Below are 19,397 nucleotides of genomic sequence, written 5' to 3'. Positions count from 1 at the left end.
TTCCATGAACCAGATCGAGACCGAAATTCTGTCAGCCGCGACCGTCGATGAACCATGGGCGCTGGTGGAAAGCTTCTCGACATTCAAGCGCGAACATCCCACGGACGTGAACCGCGGCATGGACGAGGTGGTGCAGCGCCTTCGCAAGCACGGTGTCGAAGTGACGGTGCACGAGCCGAGCCTCTATCTCAGCCTTCCGGGCGCGGCACGCGTGGAAGCCGGGGGCAAGTCCTTCCGCGCCAAGCCCCCGGCGTACAGCGTCGATGCGCGCAAGGGCATTTCGGGCGAGCTGGTCTATGTGGGCGCCCGCCACAACGCCATGATAACCGACATGTTCGAGCAGAAGGTCGACACGACCGAAGAGCTGGCTAACCGCGTGCGCGGCAAGATCGTGATTTCGGAAGGCTTTGCGAGCCCCGGCCTCGTCTCGCAGTTCGAGGAGATCGGCGCCATCGGCGTGATCGGCATCAACCCCGGGGTCGATGTCCACTGGGGCATCTGCACCACGATCTGGGGCACGCCCGATCTCGACGACCTGCCGCGCAAGCCGAAGATCGCGGCGGTCGCCGTCAACCAGCCCGATGGCGAGGCGCTGATCGAGATCGCCGACAAGGGCGGCAAAGTCACGCTCTTCACGGAAATGGAGGAAGGCTGGTTCACCTCCAAATTGCCCGAGGTCTTCATCCCCGGCACCGAAGAGCCGGAAAAATACGTCTTCCTGCATGGCCATCTCGACAGCTGGGACGTGGGCGTCGGCGACAACGCCACCGGCGACGCGACCATGCTGGAAATCGCGCGCGTGCTATGGGCGAACCGGGACAAGCTGAAGCGCTCCGTCCGCATCTGCTGGTGGCCGGGTCACTCGACAGGCCGCTATGCCGGCTCAACCTGGTTCTCGGATGCGTTCGCGCTCGATCTGGAAGAGAACGCCGTGGCGCAAGTCAACTGCGACAGCCCTGGCTGCCGCTGGGCCAGCGAATTCATCAATCTGTGCCGGATGAGCGAGACCGAAACCTTCCTCGCCGATGTTATCGAGGAAGTCGCGGGCAAAGCTATCGAAGGCGAACGCCCGCACCGCGCCGGCGACTACTCCTTCAACAATATCGGCATTTCCAGCTATCTGATGCTGTCGTCGACGATGCCCGACGTGCTGCGTGAGGAGAAGGGCTACTACACGGTCGGCGGCTGCGGCGGCAACATCGCCTGGCATACGGAAAACGATACGCTTGAGATCGCAGACAAGGACATCCTGCTGCGCGACATCAAGGTCTATCTCCTTGCCGTGCTGCGCAACGCCAACGCCACCATCCTGCCGTTCGACTGGCGCGCAACGACGAAGGAGTTCACCGAGACGATCGATGACTATCAGGCCAAGGCCGGGGACCGTTTCGACCTGTCCGCCTCCAAGAAGGCCGTCGCCGAACTGAGCAGCGCACTGGAGGATTTCTACGCCGGTGTCGAAGCCGGAAAGATCGCGCCCAAGGTTGCAAACCAGGTCATCCAGGATCTGGCCCGCATCCTCGTGCCGATCAACTTCACGCGCGTTCCGCGTTTCCATCATGACCCGGCGCTGACCGTGCCGGCGCTGCCTTCGATCGCGGTCGCGGCCGAGCTCGACAGCCATGTGGACACACTTGGGTTCGCCAAAACGCAACTGGTGCGTGGCCAGAACCAGCTCATCTCGGCGCTACGGCAGGCGAAGCGGCATATCGCCATCCTGACTGCCTAACTGTTCAGGGGGAGGCGCCACAGGGCGCCTTCCCACACCGCTCGACCGAGCGCGCTACCCTCTCCGTTTATGCAACAGGCTGGCAACGACATGGCCGGCGTCGGGCCCGGCTCCCATGACCAGCGCGGACGCGCGATTGCGCTGCCATGGCCTGCCGACGAAGAACATGCCCGGCACTGGCGAGATGCCGCCGCGCTGAAGAACGCTCCCATCGGCAGCCATCACTCCGGGTATGTCGATCCACCGATTGTTGTCCCGGTACCCCACCGCCCAGATAACCGTGCGTATCGCGGCCGAAGTTCCGTCGGCAAACCTGGCTTCGCTGCCGGAGGCCGCGGCAAGCCGTGGCGCGATCCGTACGCCAAGACCGGCAATAGCACTGAAGCTTCTGCCCCTGTCCGGAAACGCATCCGACTGCTTCAACTTGTTGCCAATCCAGCTTTCTGCAGGCGCCCGAAGCACACCGGATACGTTCAGCCACCACCACACTGATTTGCCGAACACGCGCTCTGGAAAGAGCCTGCGGGGCTTGCCTGTCGACAGGATGGTGGACTGACTTTGCGCTGCCTCGGCGGCGATGTCACGACCGCTGGCGCCGTCACCAACGACAAGAACCGGCCCTTCGGGCAACTGATGCGGATTGCAGTAGGTCTGCGTCGTAAGCTGCAGCACCTCGCGTCCGAACTGACCGGCAACCGCCGGCGTCAGTGCCTCCTGAAACCCGCCAGTCGCCACGATCACCTCACTGGCCCGAATTTCTGACCCATCACCCAGCGTGGCGTTGAACACGCCGTCGTCTTTGCACAGACGAACGACGCGCGTGTTCAGGCGGATCGGAAACTCGAAATGCGAGGCGTACCGCTCAAGATAGCCGGCAAACTCGTCGCGCCCCGGATAAAGCTCGCGGTTGCCGTCGAGATTGAGCCCCGGCAGCGCGCTGAACTGGCGCGGGGTGAAGAGGGTGAGCGAATCGTACCGTGCCCGCCAGCTATCGCCGACGCGGTCGGCGCCGTCCACGACAACGAACGGCTCACCCGCGCGGGCCAGGTGATAGGCGGCTGCGAGGCCCGCCTGCCCCGCACCGATGACAAGGACGAAACGTTGCATCAGCCGACCGTGTGAAACCCGACCACCATCGAACTTACGCCGCCTCCTTGCCTATCCGATGTCGAAGACATGAGTCTGCAAGCTCTAGCGGCTAGAGATGCAAGCGCTTTCTTTCCAGCAGCATCAAACCCCGACACCGCCTCGGACGACGATCGGCGACGGGATGGCGACGCGGTCGTAAAGGTCGATGATGTCCTGGTTCATCAGGCGCACGCAGCCGCTCGAGACAGCCTTGCCAATCGTCCAGTATTCAGGCGTGCCGTGAAGGCGGTAGAGCGTGTCCTGACCGCCCTGGAAGATATAAAGAGCTCTGGCACCTAGCGGGTTGGTCAGACCGGGCGGCTGACCGCCATTCTCGGCGCTGTACTTTTCGAGCTCCGGCTGGCGGGCGATCATTTCCGCGGGCGGGGTCCATGTCGGCCAGCGACGTTTCCACTGTATCACGCCGTCGCCGGACCATTCGAACCCCTGCCGACCCAGGCCGACGCCGTAGCGCATGGCCTGGCCGCCCTGGAGAACGAGATAGAGAAAGAAGGATCGCGTATCCACGACCACCGTTCCGGGACGCTCACCGGTCGGGTCGTCTACAAGCTGGCGATAGAAGCGGTCGGGCACCTTGCTCAAATCGACCGCGGGAATCGGAAAGTCTTCCTGCGGCATGGGGCCGTACATGGAAAGATAGGCTGGGTCGACGCGAGGCCCGGTGGGCACAGGCCTGACCGGTATATCTTCGGTCGTGGTGCATGCAGGCAAGACCAGCCCTGCGGCTGCCGCGCCGGCCAGGCCCAACACGCGGCGGCGGGACGGATATGCTCGATTATCTAAACTGTTCACTGTTTTACTCACGATAAGTTCATCGGGTCGCTCGAATTTCAAGCGATGGATAAAGCGGTCTACGACCATCAACCCCTGTGTCGCGGGTTGGTTTCCCGCCTGATGCGATGGTCGATCTTTTCGCCAGGCAAACCTATCGGGGTGGAGGGCCAAGTATGGCGGCGAAGGCTCCGAAACCGCTGCATGGGCGCGCCTTCACGAATGCGCGGGCCGTTGCGCGTTCCATTGATTTCTGCACAGCGACAAGCCAGACGCACCCATCGTGACAGTCGGTCGGTTCGCCCGGCAATGACGAGGACGTGGTGTCGCCGTCTTCCGCGTCAACAGAGAGGTATGCTGCTTCACGCGGCTCGAAGCCGGCCGTTGCCGGCTGGACCGCGATGTGCAGGCTGGCCAAACACACCAGCAGAAGGAGAGCCAGCGCCCTGATCATAAGACCCTATTTCCCGGGGGAGTGAGGGTCGGCAAGCGCTGCGGCAGGGCGGCTGATCGGCACGGATGTGAGCGAGGTTCGCTTTGCCAACGCGGCTTCGCCGCTCCGCTCCAGGAGCTTGCGGAAGGTCGGGTGCATGCCGCCGTCGACGTAGGCGTGGGCGGAAAGCGCCGTGCCCGTCACCGTCAGCTTCTCCATCGCGACACGGTCGGCCTGTGTCTTGGCGGCAACCAGCGGCGATGATGCGTCAAGCGACGGCGGGCAGGCAGCAAGCACATTCGTCGGTTCGCCGCCCTCAAACTCCCTGTCGAAGACGTACCGGCCACCGCAATGGGAAACCTTCGGCTGGCGGCGGGTCACCTCGAAAATATCGTATCCCTGCTTGAGATCGGACCAGAATGCGAAGTTCGGGTCGTTGCGATTCTTCGCCATGTTTTCGGGCGTCATGCGGAAGGGGAATGCCTGAACCTGAAACGACCCTTGCCCTCCCCGCAGTGCTTCGCGTGCCACAGCATAGATCTCCGCAACGCCTTCGTCCGTCAGTGCATAGCAGCCGGACGACGAGCAGGCGCCGTGCACCATCAGGGCTTCACCAGTGTAGCCCAGCGCCGATTCAAGCCTGTTCGGGTAGCCGAGGTTGAACGAAAGGTAATATTGGGACTTGGGATTCAGCATGCCTGCCGAGACATGGTAGAAGCCTTCGGGCGCCTGCCTGTCTCCGGTCTGCTTCTTGGGGCCGAGCTTTCCCGACCAACGGCACATCGGATAGGTCTTCAGAAGCGCGAATGTGCCATTTCGGCCTCGCTTCCAGATTTCAAGCTCGCTTTCCTGCTTGAATATCCTGACCAGAATGGGCGCGGAGGGCGACATCGACTTGCGCGACATCTCGGCCTTGAGCGCGGCGGGAATGGGCTGTGTCGCCTTGCTGTCAACGTCGAGAACGGTGGAAACACAGGCGCTCAGCAAAAACGCCAGTGCTACAATCCCTGCAATTCTCAGTGCTGTCGGCATCATCAACTATCGCTTCTTCGACGGACTCGTACGGCTCGGCCAAGACACGATTGTCCGCTTATCATAGTTAAGATGATGTTTCCGCCCACAACTTCGCGAGCGAGCATGGTGCGAAATGTCCGCGTCGGGAACGGCGTTGATAACGGATGGATCAAACACGCTTGACTGGCGCGTGTCAGGCCATGGTGAAAGGGTGAGCCGACCGAAACAGTGCGACCCACCCGACGAAATGTTGTTGCGCCTGGGAACTTTCATCGCCGCAGGAGCGGCCATTTACCTCACACTTTCAATGGTGTTGCGGCTTGTCTGTCTGGCGCTTGGGCATAATGCGATGGAAATGCTCTTCGCAGAGGCTGCGCTTTATCTCTTCTCCCTCGCAGCTGCGGTCGAAGGAGCGCTTTTCCCGCCCGAGAAGGCGAGAGGTGCGGTCTCGTCAACGAGACTAACCCAAAGATTCAGGTCATCCTGCGATTGGCGCTTGAGGTAATAGATTTCCGTTTCCTGCCAGGGCAGCACCTTCTGCTCGACGTTGTCGAGAATGAAGTCGCCGAGATCCGTCACGACGGTCAGGACCGCATGCCCGCCGCCATTGGCATCACGCGCCACGGTGAGCAGAAGGGCTCCGAGGGGATACCCCATCTCGTTCAGCCGCTTGCGCTTCATCAGCGCGTAATCCTCGCAGTCTCCGACCGTAGTCGGATATTCCCAACGTTCCTCGACCCCGAAAATCTCCATGTCGGTCAGCGGTGCGACAGCTTGGTTCACCTCGGCATTGACCGTGACAATCTCGCGCCAGCGCGGCTTGGTGAGCTGGACCGACGGCCCTTCCGGTGCCCGAGCGCAGCGCTCGGCATAGTTGCGGCAGTAGTTGTAATAGCCGACGGGCATGCTCGTTGCGCCAAAGGTCAGCATGTTGCGCGCATTGGTCGGTTGGGTGGGATTGAAATGAAAGGCATTGGCCGAAGCAGCAACGCACGACATCATGAGCACGAAGGTGCCGAGCATCAGGTGTATCATCTGGTCGTCTCCCCGTTGTCTTTAGGGAAGAGATACTTCAATCGCCTGAAAACGCTGAAAAATCAGATACTTGAATTAGATACAACTTTTCTGAAAATTGCATGCGTCGCAGCAAGTTTTCATTGACCACATGGTTTGTTCCAATGCGGCGAAAGGCCAGTTACAAACCGCTTCGTTGTGGCTAATATCTCTAGAGACTGGAGGATTTGATGCTGACGATCGGAACCCTCTCCCGCCAGACAGGAGTCAAGATTCCCACCATCCGCTACTACGAGCAGATGGGGTTGATGGCCGCTGCCGAACGGTCGGAGGGGAACCAGCGTCGCTACGGGCTCCGCGACAGGGACCGTCTTTCGTTCATAAAGCACGCCCGTGATCTCGGTTTCACGATCGAGGCCATCAGGGAGCTTCTGGAGCTGAGCGCCCATCCAGAACGCCCCTGCGCCGATGCCGACCAGATTGCCGTTCGCCAGCTCCAGAGCGTGCGCGAGAAGATCGCCAGGTTGCAGACGCTGGAAACGGAACTGGGGCGTATCGCCACCTGCTGTCATGGCGACCATATCAAAGACTGCTACGTGCTGCAGTCGCTTGCAAACCACGACCTATGTGAAAGCGAACATCAATAGGTCCGGTTAGACGAGCCTCAACCGTCCCCCCATTCCCGCAAATTTGCGCGGGCACTGCGGCCGAGAAGAAACGGCCTTGCAAAAGGAGCGGATTTGGCATTATTTGCAAATGAATTGCAAATGCATCTAGTAACACAATAACACAACCATGACCGATCCAACGCCAGACCTTCCCGGAGGCTGGAGCAGCAGACCCAAAGTGCCTTCTATGTCGGACGTTCATCGATCGGTTCCGGTGGGCACCGGCGGGTCGTCCTGGCGCAGGGCAGCGGCTTTCTTCGGGCCGGGCTATCTCGTTGCCGTGGGCTATATGGACCCTGGCAACTGGGCGACGTCGATCGCCGGAGGATCAAGGTTCGGCTACACGCTTCTCGTAGTTGCCCTGATATCCAACATAATGGCAATCGTCCTGCAGTCGCTTTGCGCGCGGCTGGCGATCGCATCCGGGCGCGATCTCGCCCAGGCATGCAGGGACGCCTACCCCGTGTGGGTATCGCGTATTTTATGGCTGCTTGCGGAAATCGCGATCATCGCAACCGATATCGCCGAGGTCATAGGCACAGCGATTGGGCTCAACCTGCTTTTCGGCATTCCGCTGGAAATCGGGGTGATCATCACCGCACTGGATGTCTTCCTGATCCTCTACCTCCAGAAGCTCGGTTTCCGGTGGGTGGAAGCGCTGGTGATTGCGCTGCTCGGCGTCATCGCCGTCTGCTTCGCGCTGCAGATCGTGCTCGCCGATCCTGACTGGGGCGACGTGATAAGGGGCTTCGCGCCAACGACGGAGATCGTAAGCAATCCGGAAATGCTCTACCTCGCACTCGGCATCCTTGGCGCCACGGTGATGCCGCACAACCTCTATCTGCACTCCGGTATCATCCAGACCCGTAACTACGGCGACAGCCTGACCGACAAGCGGGAGGCGTTGAAGTTCGCCACCATCGACTTGACGGTCGCGCTGATGTTCGCGCTCTGTATCAATGCGGCGATCCTGATCCTCGCCGCCGCGACATTCAATGCCACCGGGCGAACGGAAATCGCCGAGCTGGGCGAGGCGCATAGCCTGCTGGCGCCGCTGCTCGGCGCCGCGATCGCACCGACGCTCTTCGGCGTTGCGCTTCTGTGTTCCGGTATTAATTCGACCGTGACAGCGACGCTTGCGGGCCAGATCGTGATGGAAGGCTTTCTCGACATCAGGCTGCCGCCGTGGCTGCGCAGGCTGGTGACCCGGGCGATCGCCATCGTGCCGGCGGCGGCCGTCACCATCTGGTATGGCGAAAGCGGCACGGCGCATCTGTTGATCCTCACCCAGGTTGTCCTGAGCCTGCAACTGTCCTTCGCAGTCTTTCCGCTGGTGATGTTCACGGCGGACAAACGCAAGATGGGCGCACTCGTCGCTCCGCGCTGGCTGGTCGCGTTCGCATTCGCAATCGCCTTCATCATAGCGGCGCTCAACATCAAGTTGATCGCGGATTTCCTGTCGGCACGGACTTAGGATCAGGCCCGCATCTCGTCCTCGAAACGGCAGAAATACGACGTCCGGTCCTGCTTGCCCTTGGACGAAGGGATGCCGTGCAGCGTGACGGCGACAACCTGGCTGCCCGGCCGCGTCTGCATCGAACCTCTGATCGTGACTTCCGGATGATCGTCGGGGACGAGGTCGAAGCCCGTCTCGCCGCCCCGCGTCTCACCCCACCGGACCGTGCCGGAATCGTAATCTCCCTCCGCCGCGTAGCTCGGCTCCATCCTGTCCTGGTCGAGGAACAGATAGAATTCCAGGTCGGCGCCCATGGGTGCGCGGCCCCAGCGCCAGGCCTCAGCCTTCTCAACGGACGGCTTCACCTCGCGGACCAGCGCCTCGCAATCGGCGGATGTCGGCGCACCGCCCTCTTGCGGATAAAACAGGAAAACCCCAACCGGAGGCTCGGCGGCGGTGGCCGCCGTGCAGAGCATCAACACGACCGCAGGCGCACGAAAAAGTGATGTCAATCGCATGCGTCTTGTCTCCCCGCCTGTAGGCCGAGCGGCCCGTGAACCCGGCCGCTTGAGCGCGCTACGGAATGGTCAGCCTCGCGATGACCGGAAGATGGTTCGATCCAAATGTAGGGCCCATCGACACATCTTCGAGGCCGACCGACGGCGAGACAATAATGCGATCGATCGGCGTACCCAACTGCGTCACCGATCCGTATCTGGTGCTGAAGCGCGTCGGAGCCGGCCACCAGCGCGACTCGGTCGTGCGGTAGCCGGTCGACGACAGCAGGTCCTGGAAGAAGGGAGACCAGGACGGTGTATTCCAGTCACCCGCCACGATAACCGGTGTCTCCGGCGGTTCGGATTTGAGAGCCTCGGCAAGGTCGCGGAGATAGGCGCTGCGCTCGCGCCACATCGGCGGGGTTCTGGGCGTCTGCGGGTGCACTGCGTAGACGACCACCGTCCGCTCGCCAACGAGCACTTCATAGCGGATTGCGAAGCGGCCGCCGGTATCCGTGCTTTGCGGCGAAACCGTCCTCTCGTCCAAGACGGGAAACCGGCTGAACAGCTTCATATCCGTGTTGGCGTCGAGGTCTCGGCTGCTCTCGTGGGGCCACAGGCCGCTGGCCACAAGCGCATCCTGCCACAGTGGCGTCATCTCCTGCAGAACCACGATGTCGGCGCTGGCGACTTCCGGTATCGCAAGAAAATCCGAGGGGTCCGGGTTGTCGACATAGATGTTGGCGCTCACCACGGAGATCGCCGTTCCGGGCGTCGATGGCGCGGGAGCCGGCAGGAGAAAAAAGGGAACGGCGGCGGCGACGAGTGCGAGAACACCGCCTGCCCTGGCCCATCGGGACGGCAGGGCAAAGCCGAACACGAAAAGGCCCGCGCCAGCAAGGAACAGGTGCGGGCGCAGAAAGTTGGCCATGTCCGCAGCCCACACATGGCGCGAAAGGAACAGGGACACGAGAGCCGCCGCGGCGAAGACGACTTGCGTCGCCACCGTCAGCAAAACCAGCACCCGCACAATGCGGGCGTATTTCCCAAAAGCACCCAAATGCCGCCCCCTCATATAACACCCATGTCTAAAGTGACGCAGAGGCACGCACCGCGCCAAGAAGTCAATCTGACGCACGGCGCAGGTTAAGATTTCCTGCGCCACCCCTTGTCTCTCTAGCCACTAGAGGTCTTATACCGGCACTCCTGTGAGTCAGGAGTGTCTACAATGACCGTTTCGAGCCGCCAGACCCGCTTCAGGGTCGAAGGCATGGATTGCGCGAGTTGCGCGGCGAAAATCGATACCGCGGTACGCCGCATGCCGTCCGTTGCCGATGTCAAAGTCTCGGTTGTCGCCGGCACCATGACTGTCGATCACGACGACAGCCTCGATGTCGCCGCGGTATCGCGGAAGGTAAGCGGGCTGGGCTACAAGACAGTCCCTGCAGGGAACGCGCAGAGCCCGGCGGACGCAAAGGCCAAGGCAGCGCAGGGCTGCACCGGCGACCACGCGCACGAGCATGGCGCCCGGCATGGAACGGACGAACCGACCAGCCATTCGGGTTCGTCCAGGAACAGCTCGCGCGCTGACAAGTCTGATGGGCTGGAGGATCTGCACGGACACGACCATGCCCAGCAGGACGGCCCCTGGTGGGCGACATCGAAGGCGCGGCTGACCATCGCCTGCGGCGCAGCGCTTGGCATCGCTTTCGTGGCCGCCAAGCTTCTCCCGCAGACGCAGCCATGGGGTTTCATCATCGCCATGGCCATCGGACTGATTCCCATTGCGCGCCGGGCGCTTGCCGGGGCCACGAACGGCAGCCCGTTTACCATCGAAACGTTGATGACGATTGCGGCGGTGGGTGCGGTTGTCATCGATGCGGCGGAAGAGGCAGCCGTCGTCGTGGTGCTCTTCCTCGTCGGCGAGTTGCTCGAGGGGATCGCGAGGGGCCGCGCCCGCGCCTCGATACGCGCACTTGCAACGTTGATGCCGAAGACCGCGCTTGTCGAGCGCGACGGCGCAACCGAAACGGTCTCGGCGGAAAGCCTCGGGGTCGATATGATCGTGCTCGCACGGCCGGGCGACAGGATCCCCGCGGACGGCGTAGTGTTCAGTGGCGAAAGCGCGGTCGACGAAGCCCCGATCACCGGCGAATCTGTGCCAAAGCGCAAGGAGCCCGGCGACGTCGTCTTTGCAGGCACCATAAATCAGGAAGGCGTGTTGCGGGTTCGGGTCACTGCTGCCGCCGCCGACAACACCATCTCCCGCATCATCGCGCTGGTCGAGCAAGCACAGGAGACCAAGGCCCCGACCGAGCGCTTCATCGACCGGTTCGCGAAATATTACACGCCTGGCGTGATGGTCGTGGCGGCACTGATCGCCATCCTGCCGCCGCTGCTTACCGGCGCAGACTGGGAGACATGGATCTATCGCGGGCTCGCCGCACTTTTGATCGGCTGCCCTTGCGCCCTCGTGATTTCAACCCCGGCGGCAATTGCCGCTGCCCTTTCGGCCGGCGCCCGGCGTGGTCTGCTGATGAAGGGCGGGGCCATTCTGGAGAATCTCGGCAAGGTCGACAGCGTGGCATTCGACAAGACCGGAACGCTCACAGAAGGTAAGCCCAAGGTTACTGACATCATCGCGATCGACCGCACGGAGCACGAGGTTCTGCGGCTGGCAGCCGCCCTTGAAGCGGGATCGAGCCATCCGCTGGCAACCGCCATACTGGCGAAGGCCGACGACGAGAAGGTGGCCGTGACAGCGGCATCGGATGCCGGTGCCGTAGGCGGCAAGGGAGTCGTGGGCACTGTCGACGGTGTGAAGCTCTTTCTGGCCTCCCCGCGCGCGGCGTCCGAAAAGGTCGTGCTGGACGAGACACTGTCAGCGCGCATCGCCGCACTGAACGACGAGGGCAAGACGGTCTCTGTCCTGCTTGTCGCAGACACCGTCGCCGGCCTCATCGCGATGCGCGACGAGCCGCGTGAGGATGCCAGGGCGGGCATCGCTGCGCTGCGCGATCTCGGTGCTGAAACGATCATGCTCACCGGCGACAACCGGCGCACGGCGAAGGCAATCGCAAGCACTCTGGGCATGGAAGCCCGGGCGGAACTTATGCCGCAGGACAAGCAGAAGATCGTCGGCGAACTGCGCAAGGCAGGCAAGTTTGTCGCCAAGGTTGGAGACGGCATCAACGACGCTCCCGCGCTTGCGGCAGCCGACATCGGAATCGCCATGGGCGGCGGAACCGACGTGGCGCTGGAGACCGCGGACGCAGCGGTTCTGCATGGTCGTGTCATCGATGTGGCCAACATGGTCACGCTGTCGCGCCTGACGATGCGCAACATCTTCCAAAACATAACCATCTCGCTCGGCCTGAAAGCCGTTTTCCTGGTGACGACGGTTCTCGGAGTGACCGGGTTGTGGCCCGCCATTCTGGCCGACACGGGCGCCACGGTGCTTGTCACGGCGAACGCCATGCGCCTGCTTGGCTGGAGAGGCATCTCGGCAAGCTGATCGAGGCTCGATCGCCAATTGCCGCATTCGAAAAACCGTTCAGTGAGGGAGCCGTTTCTTGTCATTGCCATTCAAAGTCGTCCTGCTGGCCGGGACGCTCTGTTCCACAGCCGCGTCAGCGCATGAATTTTCGTCCGGCGCTGTCGTGATCGACCACCCCTGGGCGCGGGTTACGGCGGCGTCCGCCCCGGTGGCGGGGGCCTACCTGACGGTCACGAATACAGGATCGGAACCTGACAGGCTGCTTGGCGGCTCCACACCGATCGCGTCGCGCATCGAGATTCACCAGATGACGATGGACGACGGTGTCGCGCGCATGCGCGCCCTTCCCGACGGCGCTGAGATCGCGCCCGGCGCAACCATCGAGCTTGCACCCGGAGGCATGCATCTGATGCTCATAGGCCCGGACTGGCAACTGATCGAAGGAGACAGCTACAAGGCAACGCTCGAGTTCGCACGGTCGGGAACGATCGACGTCGAGTTCGTGATCCAGCGCACAGCCTTGGGCGGAGCAACCGGGGACGGCGAGCATGCAGGTCACAAGCCATGAACGGCGCCCGGCTATTCCGGCTGGCCGTGTGGGCGGCTGTCTTCATGCTTGGTGGCTTTCTGCTCATCTCGATGCAGTTTCCCGAAAGCACGGTTACACACCAGACAACGGCCACCGGGACGGCAAAGGCCGGCGGTCCGTTCTCGCTTCTGACGCCCGCAGGCGAACGCATCGACAACCAGTCGCTTGCCGGTCGCCCGTATATCGTGTTTTTCGGCTTCACCTATTGCCCCGACATCGGTCCCACGACGCTCTTCGAACTCACGGACCTGATGGCCGACCTCGGTCCGGACGCAGACAGCTTCGAGGTCCTATTCGTCACCGTCGACCCGGAACGGGATACCCCGGCCGCGCTTTCGAGCTACATGACGTCCTTCGACAGCCGCATAACCGCGCTTCGTGGGTCGGCGAAGGAAACAGAGAACACGCTGAAGTCCTTTTCCGCCTACGCGAAAAAGGTGCCGCTCGAGACGGGCGGATACACGATGGACCACACGGCCGGCGTCTTCCTCATGCGGCCCGACGGCGGCTTCACCGGCATGATGGACATGCACGAGCCGCGCGAAACGAAACTGGAGAAGCTGCGGCGGCTCGCCCGGATGGCGAACACCGGCTAGTTGCAGAATTCCGCAACAAGGAAATCCACCAGAACGCGAACACGGCGGGTCTGCGTTCGGCCTTCCGTGAACACTGCCTGGAGGTCCAGCGGCGGCGTCTGGTAATCGTCAAGCAGTGCGACGAGCCTGCCCCCGGCCAGATCGGCTTCAATGTCGCAGCGCGATTTCCGTGCGATGCCGTGTCCCATGACACACCAGGTCCGAACCAGGTCGCCATCATTGGCGATCCGGTTGCCGCGCACGGGGATGCTGAGCGGCTCGCCATTCATCAGAAAATGCCACATCCGGTCGACGTTCTCGCCGAACCGCATCAGGATGCAATTGTGCGAGAGCAGGTCCTCGGGCGTGGCCGGGGTGCCGTTCTTTTTCAGATAGGCTGGCGATGCGCAGATCAATCGGGGGCTTTCGGCCAGCCGCCTGGCATGAAGCGAACTGCTTGGAAGGTTGCCGTACCTCACCGCGAGATCGAAGCCTTGACCAGCCAGATCGACGTAACCATCGTTCAGGTGGAGATCGACAGTGATCTCGGGGTGGTGCTCGACCAAGCGGTCGAGAACGCGCGCTATCCGGTTGCGCCCCAGATCGATCGGCGCGCTGATCTTTATCGGCCCGGCCAGCCGTTCGACGCCGAGCCGAATGCGGGCATCCAGTTCCTCCGCCTCGGCCAGTAAGCGCTGAGCCCCCTGCACGAGCTCGCGACCTTCCTCCGTCAGGCTGATCGAACGCGTCGTGCGATTGAGGAGCCGCGTTCCAAAATGGGCCTCAAGCCCGGCGACGCGTTCGGAAACGGTAGCCGGCGACAGGCCAAGATCGCGCCCGGCCGCAGCCATGCCGCCGCGTTCCACGATCCGCAGGAAAAGGTTGAGATTGTCCAGGATCATTATTCGCCATTCTCAAAAAGACAGTTCGAAAATCTCTCAATTATCAGACTAAGGCGCAAGGCGTAAAACCGCGGCAACACAAATCGCGGAGGGACAAAATGGCCGGTGCGAACGAAACGGATTTGCGAACTGCTTACGATCGGATGACACCCTCCGAACAATCGAGGTTCATCGAGCAGCGCCAGGACGCGGCGCGTACGAACCGCGCGATTGCAACCCGGGCGCTACTGCACAAGGTGTTCACCACAGCGAAATCCAACTTAGGGCGCCAGCGCCTGCGGCGGGTCGCACTGGGATGACCGCACTTCCGTCGCTTGACCACGTGACGCTGAGAACCCGGAATCTGCCGTCGAGCCTCGCGTTCTTCATCGACGTCTTCGATCTCGAGGAAAGACGCCGGCCAGCAGCGATACGGACGATACCTGGCCATTGGCTTTATGCCGGCGATAGGCCGATCGTGCATCTCATCGGTTCATATGGGCTGGGCACGGAAATGGCCCGCGAAGCGTGGGACCATGTCGGCTTCCGCATGGATGACTACGACGGCTTCCGGGCGAAGCTTGACGCGCGCGACATTCGATATTCGCAGATGGATCTGCCCGAATTGGCCGAACGCCGGCTGTTTTTCCGCGCGCCCGGCGGCCCGCTCATAGAGGCCGTTTTCCACGCCGCCGACAACGAAACAGTGGCTTGGCAAAGCTGAACCCAGAACAAGGAGAAAGTCCGTGAACCAATTGTTCGCACCGCTGGATATGGGAGCCTCGAAGCTCCCGCACCGCATCGCGATGGCCCCGATGACGAGGTCGCGCTCGACACAGCCCGGTAATGTTCCGAATGCGATGATGGCCACCTACTATGCTCAGCGCGCCGACGCGGCGCTGATCGTCACGGAAGCAACACAGATCACGCCGCAGGGCCAGGGCTATTCCTACACGCCCGGCATCCACTCCGCCGAACAGATCGCGGGTTGGCGGGCCGTTACCGATAGCGTGCATGCACGCCATGGCCGGATATTCTCCCAGCTCTGGCATGTCGGGCGCATGAGCCACCAGAGCTTCCACCCGGACGGAACCCCTGTTGCGCCCTCGGCGATCGCGCCCGGCGCGACCGTCTGGGTCGTCGACCCAGCGACAGGGCAGGGAGGCATGGTCGAATGCCCAGTCCCGCGCGCACTCGCGGCGCAGGAGATCGAAGACATCGTTTCCGACTACGGGCAGGCCGCGAGCAATGCCCGGGCGGCCGGATTCGATGGCGCAGAAATTCATGGTGCCAACGGCTATCTGATCGATCAGTTCATGCGTTCGACGTCGAACAAGCGAAGCGACCGCTATGGCGGCACTAGCGCGAATCGCATCCGCTTCGCGGTTGACGTGGCGGAGGCTGTGGCGGCCGAGCTCGGCGCAGACAGAACCGGCATGCGCTTTTCGCCATTCATTACGCAACGAGGCATGGACGACGCCGATGCGCCGCGCACCATTCTTGAGCTTGCACGCGAGCTCGACAGGATAGGGCTCGCATACATCCACATTGCCGAGGCGGACTGGGACGACGCTCCGGAAACGCCCATCGAATTCAGGGAAATGCTTCGGAAGGCCTTCCCCGGCAGGATCATCGTCGCCGGCGGTTACGACAAGGCAAAGGCCGAGCGCATTCTGGCAGCCGGCCACGCCGACGTCGTCGCGTTCGGTCGGCCTTTCATCGCCAACCCGGACCTGCCAAGCCGGCTGGGCCGCGATCTGCCGCTGGCCTCGTTCGACGGTGGCAAGCTCTTCGGCGGCGATGCCGAAGGCTACACCACCTATAGCACGTGGGCGGACGCGGCATGAACACCACACGTCCCCTGACGCGGGAGGAGATCGAGACCGCTCGGCGCAACGACCGCATCGGCACCGAGCTGGTTGCAGAAACGGGCGGCATGCGCATCTGGCATCTACGTCTCGGGCCGGGCGAAACGCTCGCCGCCCATCACCATGACCGGCCCTATCTTTGGACAGTCCTGACCGACGGGCACGCGATATCGCGCTACGGCGACGGACGGGTGGAAACTGTTGCCTACTGCGCAGGCGACACCCGTCATTTTCCCGACCTGGGGCCTGGCGACGACTTCGTTCACGACCTCACCAACACCGGCGACCAGGATCTGGTTTTCGTCACACTGGAATTCGACAGATGATGAATACGACCACCGCAAAACTCGACGTAACGGCCGGCCCACGCCGCGAATGAGATAGCTGGAGCGGCGCCTATCACTCTCCTTAACACTTGCAGGATCACAGACATGACAAACATCAAATCCAGAGCGGTAGCACTGACCCGCTATTTGCCGACAACCAACCCCGAGGCCTTTGTGGACGTCGAATTGCCGATGCCAGAACCAGCCGGTCGCGACATACTGGTCGAAGTGAAGGCCGTTTCGGTAAACCCGGTCGACGTCAAGGTGCGTGCGCCAAAGGACAAGGTCGAAGCCGAACCCCGGGTGATCGGCTGGGATGCCGCAGGCGTCGTCGTCGCCGTCGGATCGGCCGCCAGCCTGTTCAAGCCCGGAGACGAGGTCTGGTACGCTGGCGATATTACGAGGGCGGGCTCCAACCAGCAGTTCCATATCGTCGACGAGCGGATTGTGGGCCGCAAGCCGAGCAGCCTCACATTCGGCGAAGCGGCGGCGATGCCGTTGACCGCTATCACGGCCTACGAAGCGCTTTTCGACCGGCTTGGGATCGACAGAAACGGTGCAGACAAGGGCCAGACGATCCTGGTCGTAGGCGGCGCAGGCGGCGTCGGCTCCATTGCCATCCAGCTCGCGAAACTGGTGGGGCTGACCGTCATCGCGACAGCCTCGAGACCTGAAACGATTTCGTGGGTGCGCGAAATGGGAGCCGACCATTCGGTCAGCCATCGGGACGATCTCGTCACGCAGGTGCGGGCGCTTGGTTTCGAACATGTCGACCACATCGCCATATTCAACGACATGCGCCACTGGAGCGCCGCGGTCGAGCTGATCCGCCCGCAGGGCGCCATCGTCTCCATCGACGACACAGACCTGCCGATGCCCATGGGCGGAATGAAATCCAAAGCCGCCAGCCTGCACTGGGAGTTCATGTTCGCGCGCGCGATGCACCAGACGCCCGACATGATCGAGCAGCACAATCTGCTCAACGACCTGGCAGATGAGGTCGATGCAGGGCGAATCCGCACTACGGTGACGAAGACCTTGTCTCCAATCACGGCGAGTTCAATGCGCGAGGCTCACGCAGCCGTTGAAACCGGTGCAATGATCGGCAAGATCGTCGTGGAGGGTTGGGAATAGCCCAAAAGTTTCGGCGGCGGTGACGGTCTCGTTGTCGCCGCTGTAAATATGTGTGACGCCTCGTTTGAAGGGAGGCACTGACATTGACGATTCTCGCGCTGGTTCTACGCACATTGGTTGCATATTGCGTATCGTCATTCGCGGCGGCGCTGGTGTTTTGGCTACTTATGAGCGCAGCCACCAACACCAATCTGTTCGACGAGGGTATCGCCGTGGTGACTTTCATCGCGATCATAATCGCCGTGCTGACGATTCCATTCGCCCTATGCGCTGTCGCTTATGCCTGGTGGAAGCGAACGGGCGGAGCGGCTTATTTCAGCATCACGGGGGCCCTGGCCGGGCTTTCGATCCTGCTGCTAACGGGGAATGTCAGTATCGATCAACGTCTTGAAGACTGGCTTGTGCTAGGTGCCGGTGTGCTGTCGGCGGCGTTTGCCGGCTTTCTCTTCTGGGTGCTGGCCGGCCGAACGCTGCACGACCACCGGTCAGGCCAGGCACCGGAACCCGGCTGAAAAACCGAATACCAAGGCTCAATGCTGCGGCAGGCCGCGCGCGCGGTCGTCGGCGGCGGTAAGTTGCAGCATTACCGCCAGAACGCCGACGACGATGAGGGACACCCAGCCAATCGAATAGCTGCCGCTCCACTGGTAGCTCAGGCCACCCAGCCAGGCGCCGAGAAAAGCGCCGACCTGGTGGCTCATGAACATGACACCGAACAGGGCGCCGAAATTCGCCGGGCCGAACAATCCGTTGATAAGGCCGCTGACCGGAGGAACGACACTCAGCCACAGGAAGCCCATGGCCGCTGCAAAGACCAGCGTCGTCTCGACGCTGACGGGCAGCGCGAAGAAGATGGCAACCGACGCGGTCCGTAACAGGTAGATCAGCGCCAGCACGTTCCGGTTGCCCCAGCGCTGGCACAGATAGCCTGCAACCAGCGTTCCCACTGCATTGCATATGCCGATGAGCGCAATCGCCTCGGCGCCAACGGAAGGCGGCAGGCCGCATATGGCGATGAAGTTCGGCAAATGCGTCGCGATGAATATCAACTGGAAACCACAGGCGAAGAAGGCAAAGGTCGTGATGACGAATGTGCGGTTGGCGAGGGCCTCGGCAATCGCACTGCGTGCATCGACGCGGTGCGCCGGACTTGAAGCGACCGGATCGACACCCCCTCGTCGAAACAGCAACGCCACAGCCGCCATCGACGCTGCCAGCAAGGCGAGACCGCCGAGCGCACCCTGCCAGGACCAGGCGTCGATCATTACCTGCGCGGCAGGTGCAACGACGAAGGTGCCGAGCGAACCGACGGCTGCCAGGATCGAAACCGCCGTCGCACGCACGGCAGGTGCCGCAAGGCGCGAAACGATGCCGACCAGCACCCCGTGCGAGGTTGCCGCCACCGCCAGGCCGATCAGCAGCCCACCGCCAATGTAGAGCCCGAGATGCCCGCCCGAGGCGGTCATGTAGAGGCCGGCGCAATACAGCGCGGCAGCGATCACGACGACCAGACGCCCGCCGAAGCGGTCGCACACGGCGCCCATAAACGGCTGCCCAATACCCCAGGCAAGGTTTTGAAGCGCCATCGCGAAGCCGAACGTTGCCACCGTGATACCGGTCGCGCGCACCATCGGCTCCATGAACAGGCCCAGGCTCTGCCGCAGCCCCATCGAAAGCGAAAGGATGGTGCCGGCGGCCACAAGGCACAGGATCAGAGCTGGCGTCCATTGTCTGGCAATCGGCTGCGGCACGGGAATCCTCCTCGACGAGTTCCGCCGACGATAAGCCCGCACCGGA

Annotated in this window: 20 protein-coding genes; 12 read left to right on the top strand and 8 right to left on the bottom strand. The window is 62.4% G+C overall.

What is annotated here, in order from left to right:
• Positions 1 to 4: 4 nt before the first annotated feature.
• Entirely contained in the window at positions 5 to 1,729 is a 1,725-nt protein-coding gene (locus tag ACVJNE_RS17585) for a M28 family peptidase (protein ID WP_499567648.1), read from the top strand.
• A 54-nt stretch (positions 1,730 to 1,783) separates the two neighbouring features.
• Here the strand turns inward: ACVJNE_RS17585 and ACVJNE_RS17580 are convergent, their stop codons facing one another.
• From ACVJNE_RS17580 to ACVJNE_RS17565, 4 genes are all read right to left on the bottom strand, one after another.
• Positions 1,784 to 2,836 (bottom strand): flavin-containing monooxygenase, encoded by a 1,053-nt coding sequence (locus ACVJNE_RS17580; RefSeq protein WP_499567646.1) that lies wholly within the window; start codon positions 2,834 to 2,836, stop codon positions 1,784 to 1,786.
• A 123-nt stretch (positions 2,837 to 2,959) separates the two neighbouring features.
• Positions 2,960 to 3,739 (bottom strand): L,D-transpeptidase, encoded by a 780-nt coding sequence (locus ACVJNE_RS17575; protein WP_499567790.1) that lies wholly within the window; start codon positions 3,737 to 3,739, stop codon positions 2,960 to 2,962.
• Between the two features lie 370 nt (positions 3,740 to 4,109).
• Positions 4,110 to 5,117, bottom strand: coding sequence for a L,D-transpeptidase family protein (locus ACVJNE_RS17570; RefSeq protein ID WP_499567644.1), 1,008 nt, complete (start codon positions 5,115 to 5,117; stop codon positions 4,110 to 4,112).
• Between the two features lie 357 nt (positions 5,118 to 5,474).
• Entirely contained in the window at positions 5,475 to 6,131 is a 657-nt protein-coding gene (locus ACVJNE_RS17565) for a transglutaminase-like cysteine peptidase (RefSeq protein ID WP_499567643.1), read from the bottom strand.
• A gap of 209 nt (positions 6,132 to 6,340) precedes the next feature.
• Between ACVJNE_RS17565 and ACVJNE_RS17560 the strand changes: the two genes are divergently transcribed.
• Positions 6,341 to 6,757, top strand: coding sequence for a MerR family transcriptional regulator (locus ACVJNE_RS17560; RefSeq protein WP_444728293.1), 417 nt, complete (start codon positions 6,341 to 6,343; stop codon positions 6,755 to 6,757).
• 148 nt (positions 6,758 to 6,905) lie between these two features.
• Positions 6,906 to 8,252: an Nramp family divalent metal transporter gene (locus ACVJNE_RS17555; protein ID WP_499567641.1), complete on the top strand. Its 1,347-nt coding sequence runs from the start codon at positions 6,906 to 6,908 to the stop codon at positions 8,250 to 8,252.
• 2 nt (positions 8,253 to 8,254) lie between these two features.
• Here ACVJNE_RS17555 and ACVJNE_RS17550 read toward each other — a convergent pair whose 3' ends face one another.
• Together ACVJNE_RS17550 and ACVJNE_RS17545 are read right to left on the bottom strand one after the other, a co-directional pair.
• Positions 8,255 to 8,752, bottom strand: a complete 498-nt coding sequence (locus ACVJNE_RS17550; protein ID WP_499567639.1) for a hypothetical protein — start codon at positions 8,750 to 8,752, stop codon at positions 8,255 to 8,257.
• A gap of 58 nt (positions 8,753 to 8,810) precedes the next feature.
• The gene (locus ACVJNE_RS17545; protein ID WP_499567638.1) at positions 8,811 to 9,791 is read right to left on the bottom strand and encodes an endonuclease/exonuclease/phosphatase family protein; all 981 of its coding nucleotides are present in this window, start codon (positions 9,789 to 9,791) and stop codon (positions 8,811 to 8,813) included.
• Between the two features lie 168 nt (positions 9,792 to 9,959).
• On the opposite strand from ACVJNE_RS17545, the gene ACVJNE_RS17540 reads away from it, so the two are divergent.
• Genes ACVJNE_RS17540 through ACVJNE_RS17530 form a run of 3 tightly spaced genes read left to right on the top strand, consistent with a single transcriptional unit; the run spans position 9,960 to position 13,412 of the window.
• Positions 9,960 to 12,245 carry a heavy metal translocating P-type ATPase gene (locus ACVJNE_RS17540; protein WP_499567636.1) on the top strand — a complete coding sequence of 762 codons (2,286 nt, stop codon included), beginning with the start codon at positions 9,960 to 9,962 and terminating at the stop codon, positions 12,243 to 12,245.
• A 58-nt stretch (positions 12,246 to 12,303) separates the two neighbouring features.
• Positions 12,304 to 12,795 carry a copper chaperone PCu(A)C gene (locus ACVJNE_RS17535; RefSeq protein WP_499567634.1) on the top strand — a complete coding sequence of 164 codons (492 nt, stop codon included), beginning with the start codon at positions 12,304 to 12,306 and terminating at the stop codon, positions 12,793 to 12,795.
• Complete coding sequence (locus ACVJNE_RS17530; protein WP_499567632.1) at positions 12,792 to 13,412, top strand: SCO family protein; 621 nt, start codon at positions 12,792 to 12,794, stop codon at positions 13,410 to 13,412. Before ACVJNE_RS17535 ends, ACVJNE_RS17530 begins: the two co-directional genes overlap by 4 nt.
• Here the strand turns inward: ACVJNE_RS17530 and ACVJNE_RS17525 are convergent.
• On the bottom strand, positions 13,409 to 14,293 hold the full coding sequence (locus ACVJNE_RS17525) for a LysR family transcriptional regulator (protein ID WP_499567630.1): 885 nt from the start codon (positions 14,291 to 14,293) through the stop codon (positions 13,409 to 13,411). The genes ACVJNE_RS17530 and ACVJNE_RS17525 overlap by 4 nt on opposite strands.
• Positions 14,294 to 14,391: 98 nt before the next feature.
• Between ACVJNE_RS17525 and ACVJNE_RS17520 the strand changes: the two genes are divergently transcribed.
• The 6 genes from ACVJNE_RS17520 (at position 14,392) to ACVJNE_RS17495 (ending at position 18,112) form a co-directional block, all read left to right on the top strand.
• Positions 14,392 to 14,592, top strand: a complete 201-nt coding sequence (locus ACVJNE_RS17520; protein WP_499567629.1) for a hypothetical protein — start codon at positions 14,392 to 14,394, stop codon at positions 14,590 to 14,592.
• Positions 14,589 to 14,996 (top strand): VOC family protein, encoded by a 408-nt coding sequence (locus ACVJNE_RS17515; RefSeq protein ID WP_499567627.1) that lies wholly within the window; start codon positions 14,589 to 14,591, stop codon positions 14,994 to 14,996. Before ACVJNE_RS17520 ends, ACVJNE_RS17515 begins: the two co-directional genes overlap by 4 nt.
• 22 nt (positions 14,997 to 15,018) lie before the next feature.
• A complete protein-coding gene (locus ACVJNE_RS17510; RefSeq protein ID WP_499567626.1) occupies positions 15,019 to 16,119 on the top strand; it encodes an alkene reductase in 1,101 nt (366 codons plus the stop codon).
• Entirely contained in the window at positions 16,116 to 16,466 is a 351-nt protein-coding gene (locus ACVJNE_RS17505) for a cupin domain-containing protein (protein WP_499567624.1), read from the top strand. Before ACVJNE_RS17510 ends, ACVJNE_RS17505 begins: the two co-directional genes overlap by 4 nt.
• 105 nt (positions 16,467 to 16,571) lie before the next feature.
• A complete protein-coding gene (locus ACVJNE_RS17500) occupies positions 16,572 to 17,600 on the top strand; it encodes a zinc-binding alcohol dehydrogenase family protein (protein ID WP_499567622.1) in 1,029 nt (342 codons plus the stop codon).
• 83 nt (positions 17,601 to 17,683) lie between these two features.
• Entirely contained in the window at positions 17,684 to 18,112 is a 429-nt protein-coding gene (locus ACVJNE_RS17495; protein WP_499567620.1) for a hypothetical protein, read from the top strand.
• Positions 18,113 to 18,130: 18 nt separating this feature from the next.
• Here ACVJNE_RS17495 and ACVJNE_RS17490 read toward each other — a convergent pair whose 3' ends face one another.
• A complete protein-coding gene (locus ACVJNE_RS17490) occupies positions 18,131 to 19,351 on the bottom strand; it encodes an MFS transporter (protein ID WP_499567618.1) in 1,221 nt (406 codons plus the stop codon).
• Positions 19,352 to 19,397: the final 46 nt, after the last annotated feature.

This window comes from Mesorhizobium sp. DxT (genome assembly GCF_058448885.1).
The sequence above is the reverse complement of the archived record's forward strand: the minus strand, read 5'-3'. Positions and strand labels throughout refer to the sequence as shown.

Bases quoted from the DNA above. Each gene is read 5' to 3' on its own strand.
- ACVJNE_RS17505 (WP_499567624.1), top strand. From the start codon at position 16,116: ATGAACACCACACGTCCCCTGACGCGGGAGGAGATCGAGACCGCTCGG.
- ACVJNE_RS17575 (WP_499567790.1), bottom strand. From the start codon at position 3,739: ATGGTCGTAGACCGCTTTATCCATCGCTTGAAATTCGAGCGACCCGAT.
- ACVJNE_RS17555 (WP_499567641.1), top strand. From the start codon at position 6,906: ATGACCGATCCAACGCCAGACCTTCCCGGAGGCTGGAGCAGCAGACCC.
- ACVJNE_RS17570 (WP_499567644.1), bottom strand. From the start codon at position 5,117: ATGATGCCGACAGCACTGAGAATTGCAGGGATTGTAGCACTGGCGTTT.
- ACVJNE_RS17565 (WP_499567643.1), bottom strand. From the start codon at position 6,131: ATGATACACCTGATGCTCGGCACCTTCGTGCTCATGATGTCGTGCGTT.
- ACVJNE_RS17560 (WP_444728293.1), top strand. From the start codon at position 6,341: ATGCTGACGATCGGAACCCTCTCCCGCCAGACAGGAGTCAAGATTCCC.
- ACVJNE_RS17530 (WP_499567632.1), top strand. From the start codon at position 12,792: ATGAACGGCGCCCGGCTATTCCGGCTGGCCGTGTGGGCGGCTGTCTTC.
- ACVJNE_RS17520 (WP_499567629.1), top strand. From the start codon at position 14,392: ATGGCCGGTGCGAACGAAACGGATTTGCGAACTGCTTACGATCGGATG.
- ACVJNE_RS17580 (WP_499567646.1), bottom strand. From the start codon at position 2,836: ATGCAACGTTTCGTCCTTGTCATCGGTGCGGGGCAGGCGGGCCTCGCA.
- ACVJNE_RS17585 (WP_499567648.1), top strand. From the start codon at position 5: ATGAACCAGATCGAGACCGAAATTCTGTCAGCCGCGACCGTCGATGAA.
- ACVJNE_RS17500 (WP_499567622.1), top strand. From the start codon at position 16,572: ATGACAAACATCAAATCCAGAGCGGTAGCACTGACCCGCTATTTGCCG.
- ACVJNE_RS17550 (WP_499567639.1), bottom strand. From the start codon at position 8,752: ATGCGATTGACATCACTTTTTCGTGCGCCTGCGGTCGTGTTGATGCTC.
- ACVJNE_RS17540 (WP_499567636.1), top strand. From the start codon at position 9,960: ATGACCGTTTCGAGCCGCCAGACCCGCTTCAGGGTCGAAGGCATGGAT.
- ACVJNE_RS17515 (WP_499567627.1), top strand. From the start codon at position 14,589: ATGACCGCACTTCCGTCGCTTGACCACGTGACGCTGAGAACCCGGAAT.
- ACVJNE_RS17525 (WP_499567630.1), bottom strand. From the start codon at position 14,293: ATGATCCTGGACAATCTCAACCTTTTCCTGCGGATCGTGGAACGCGGC.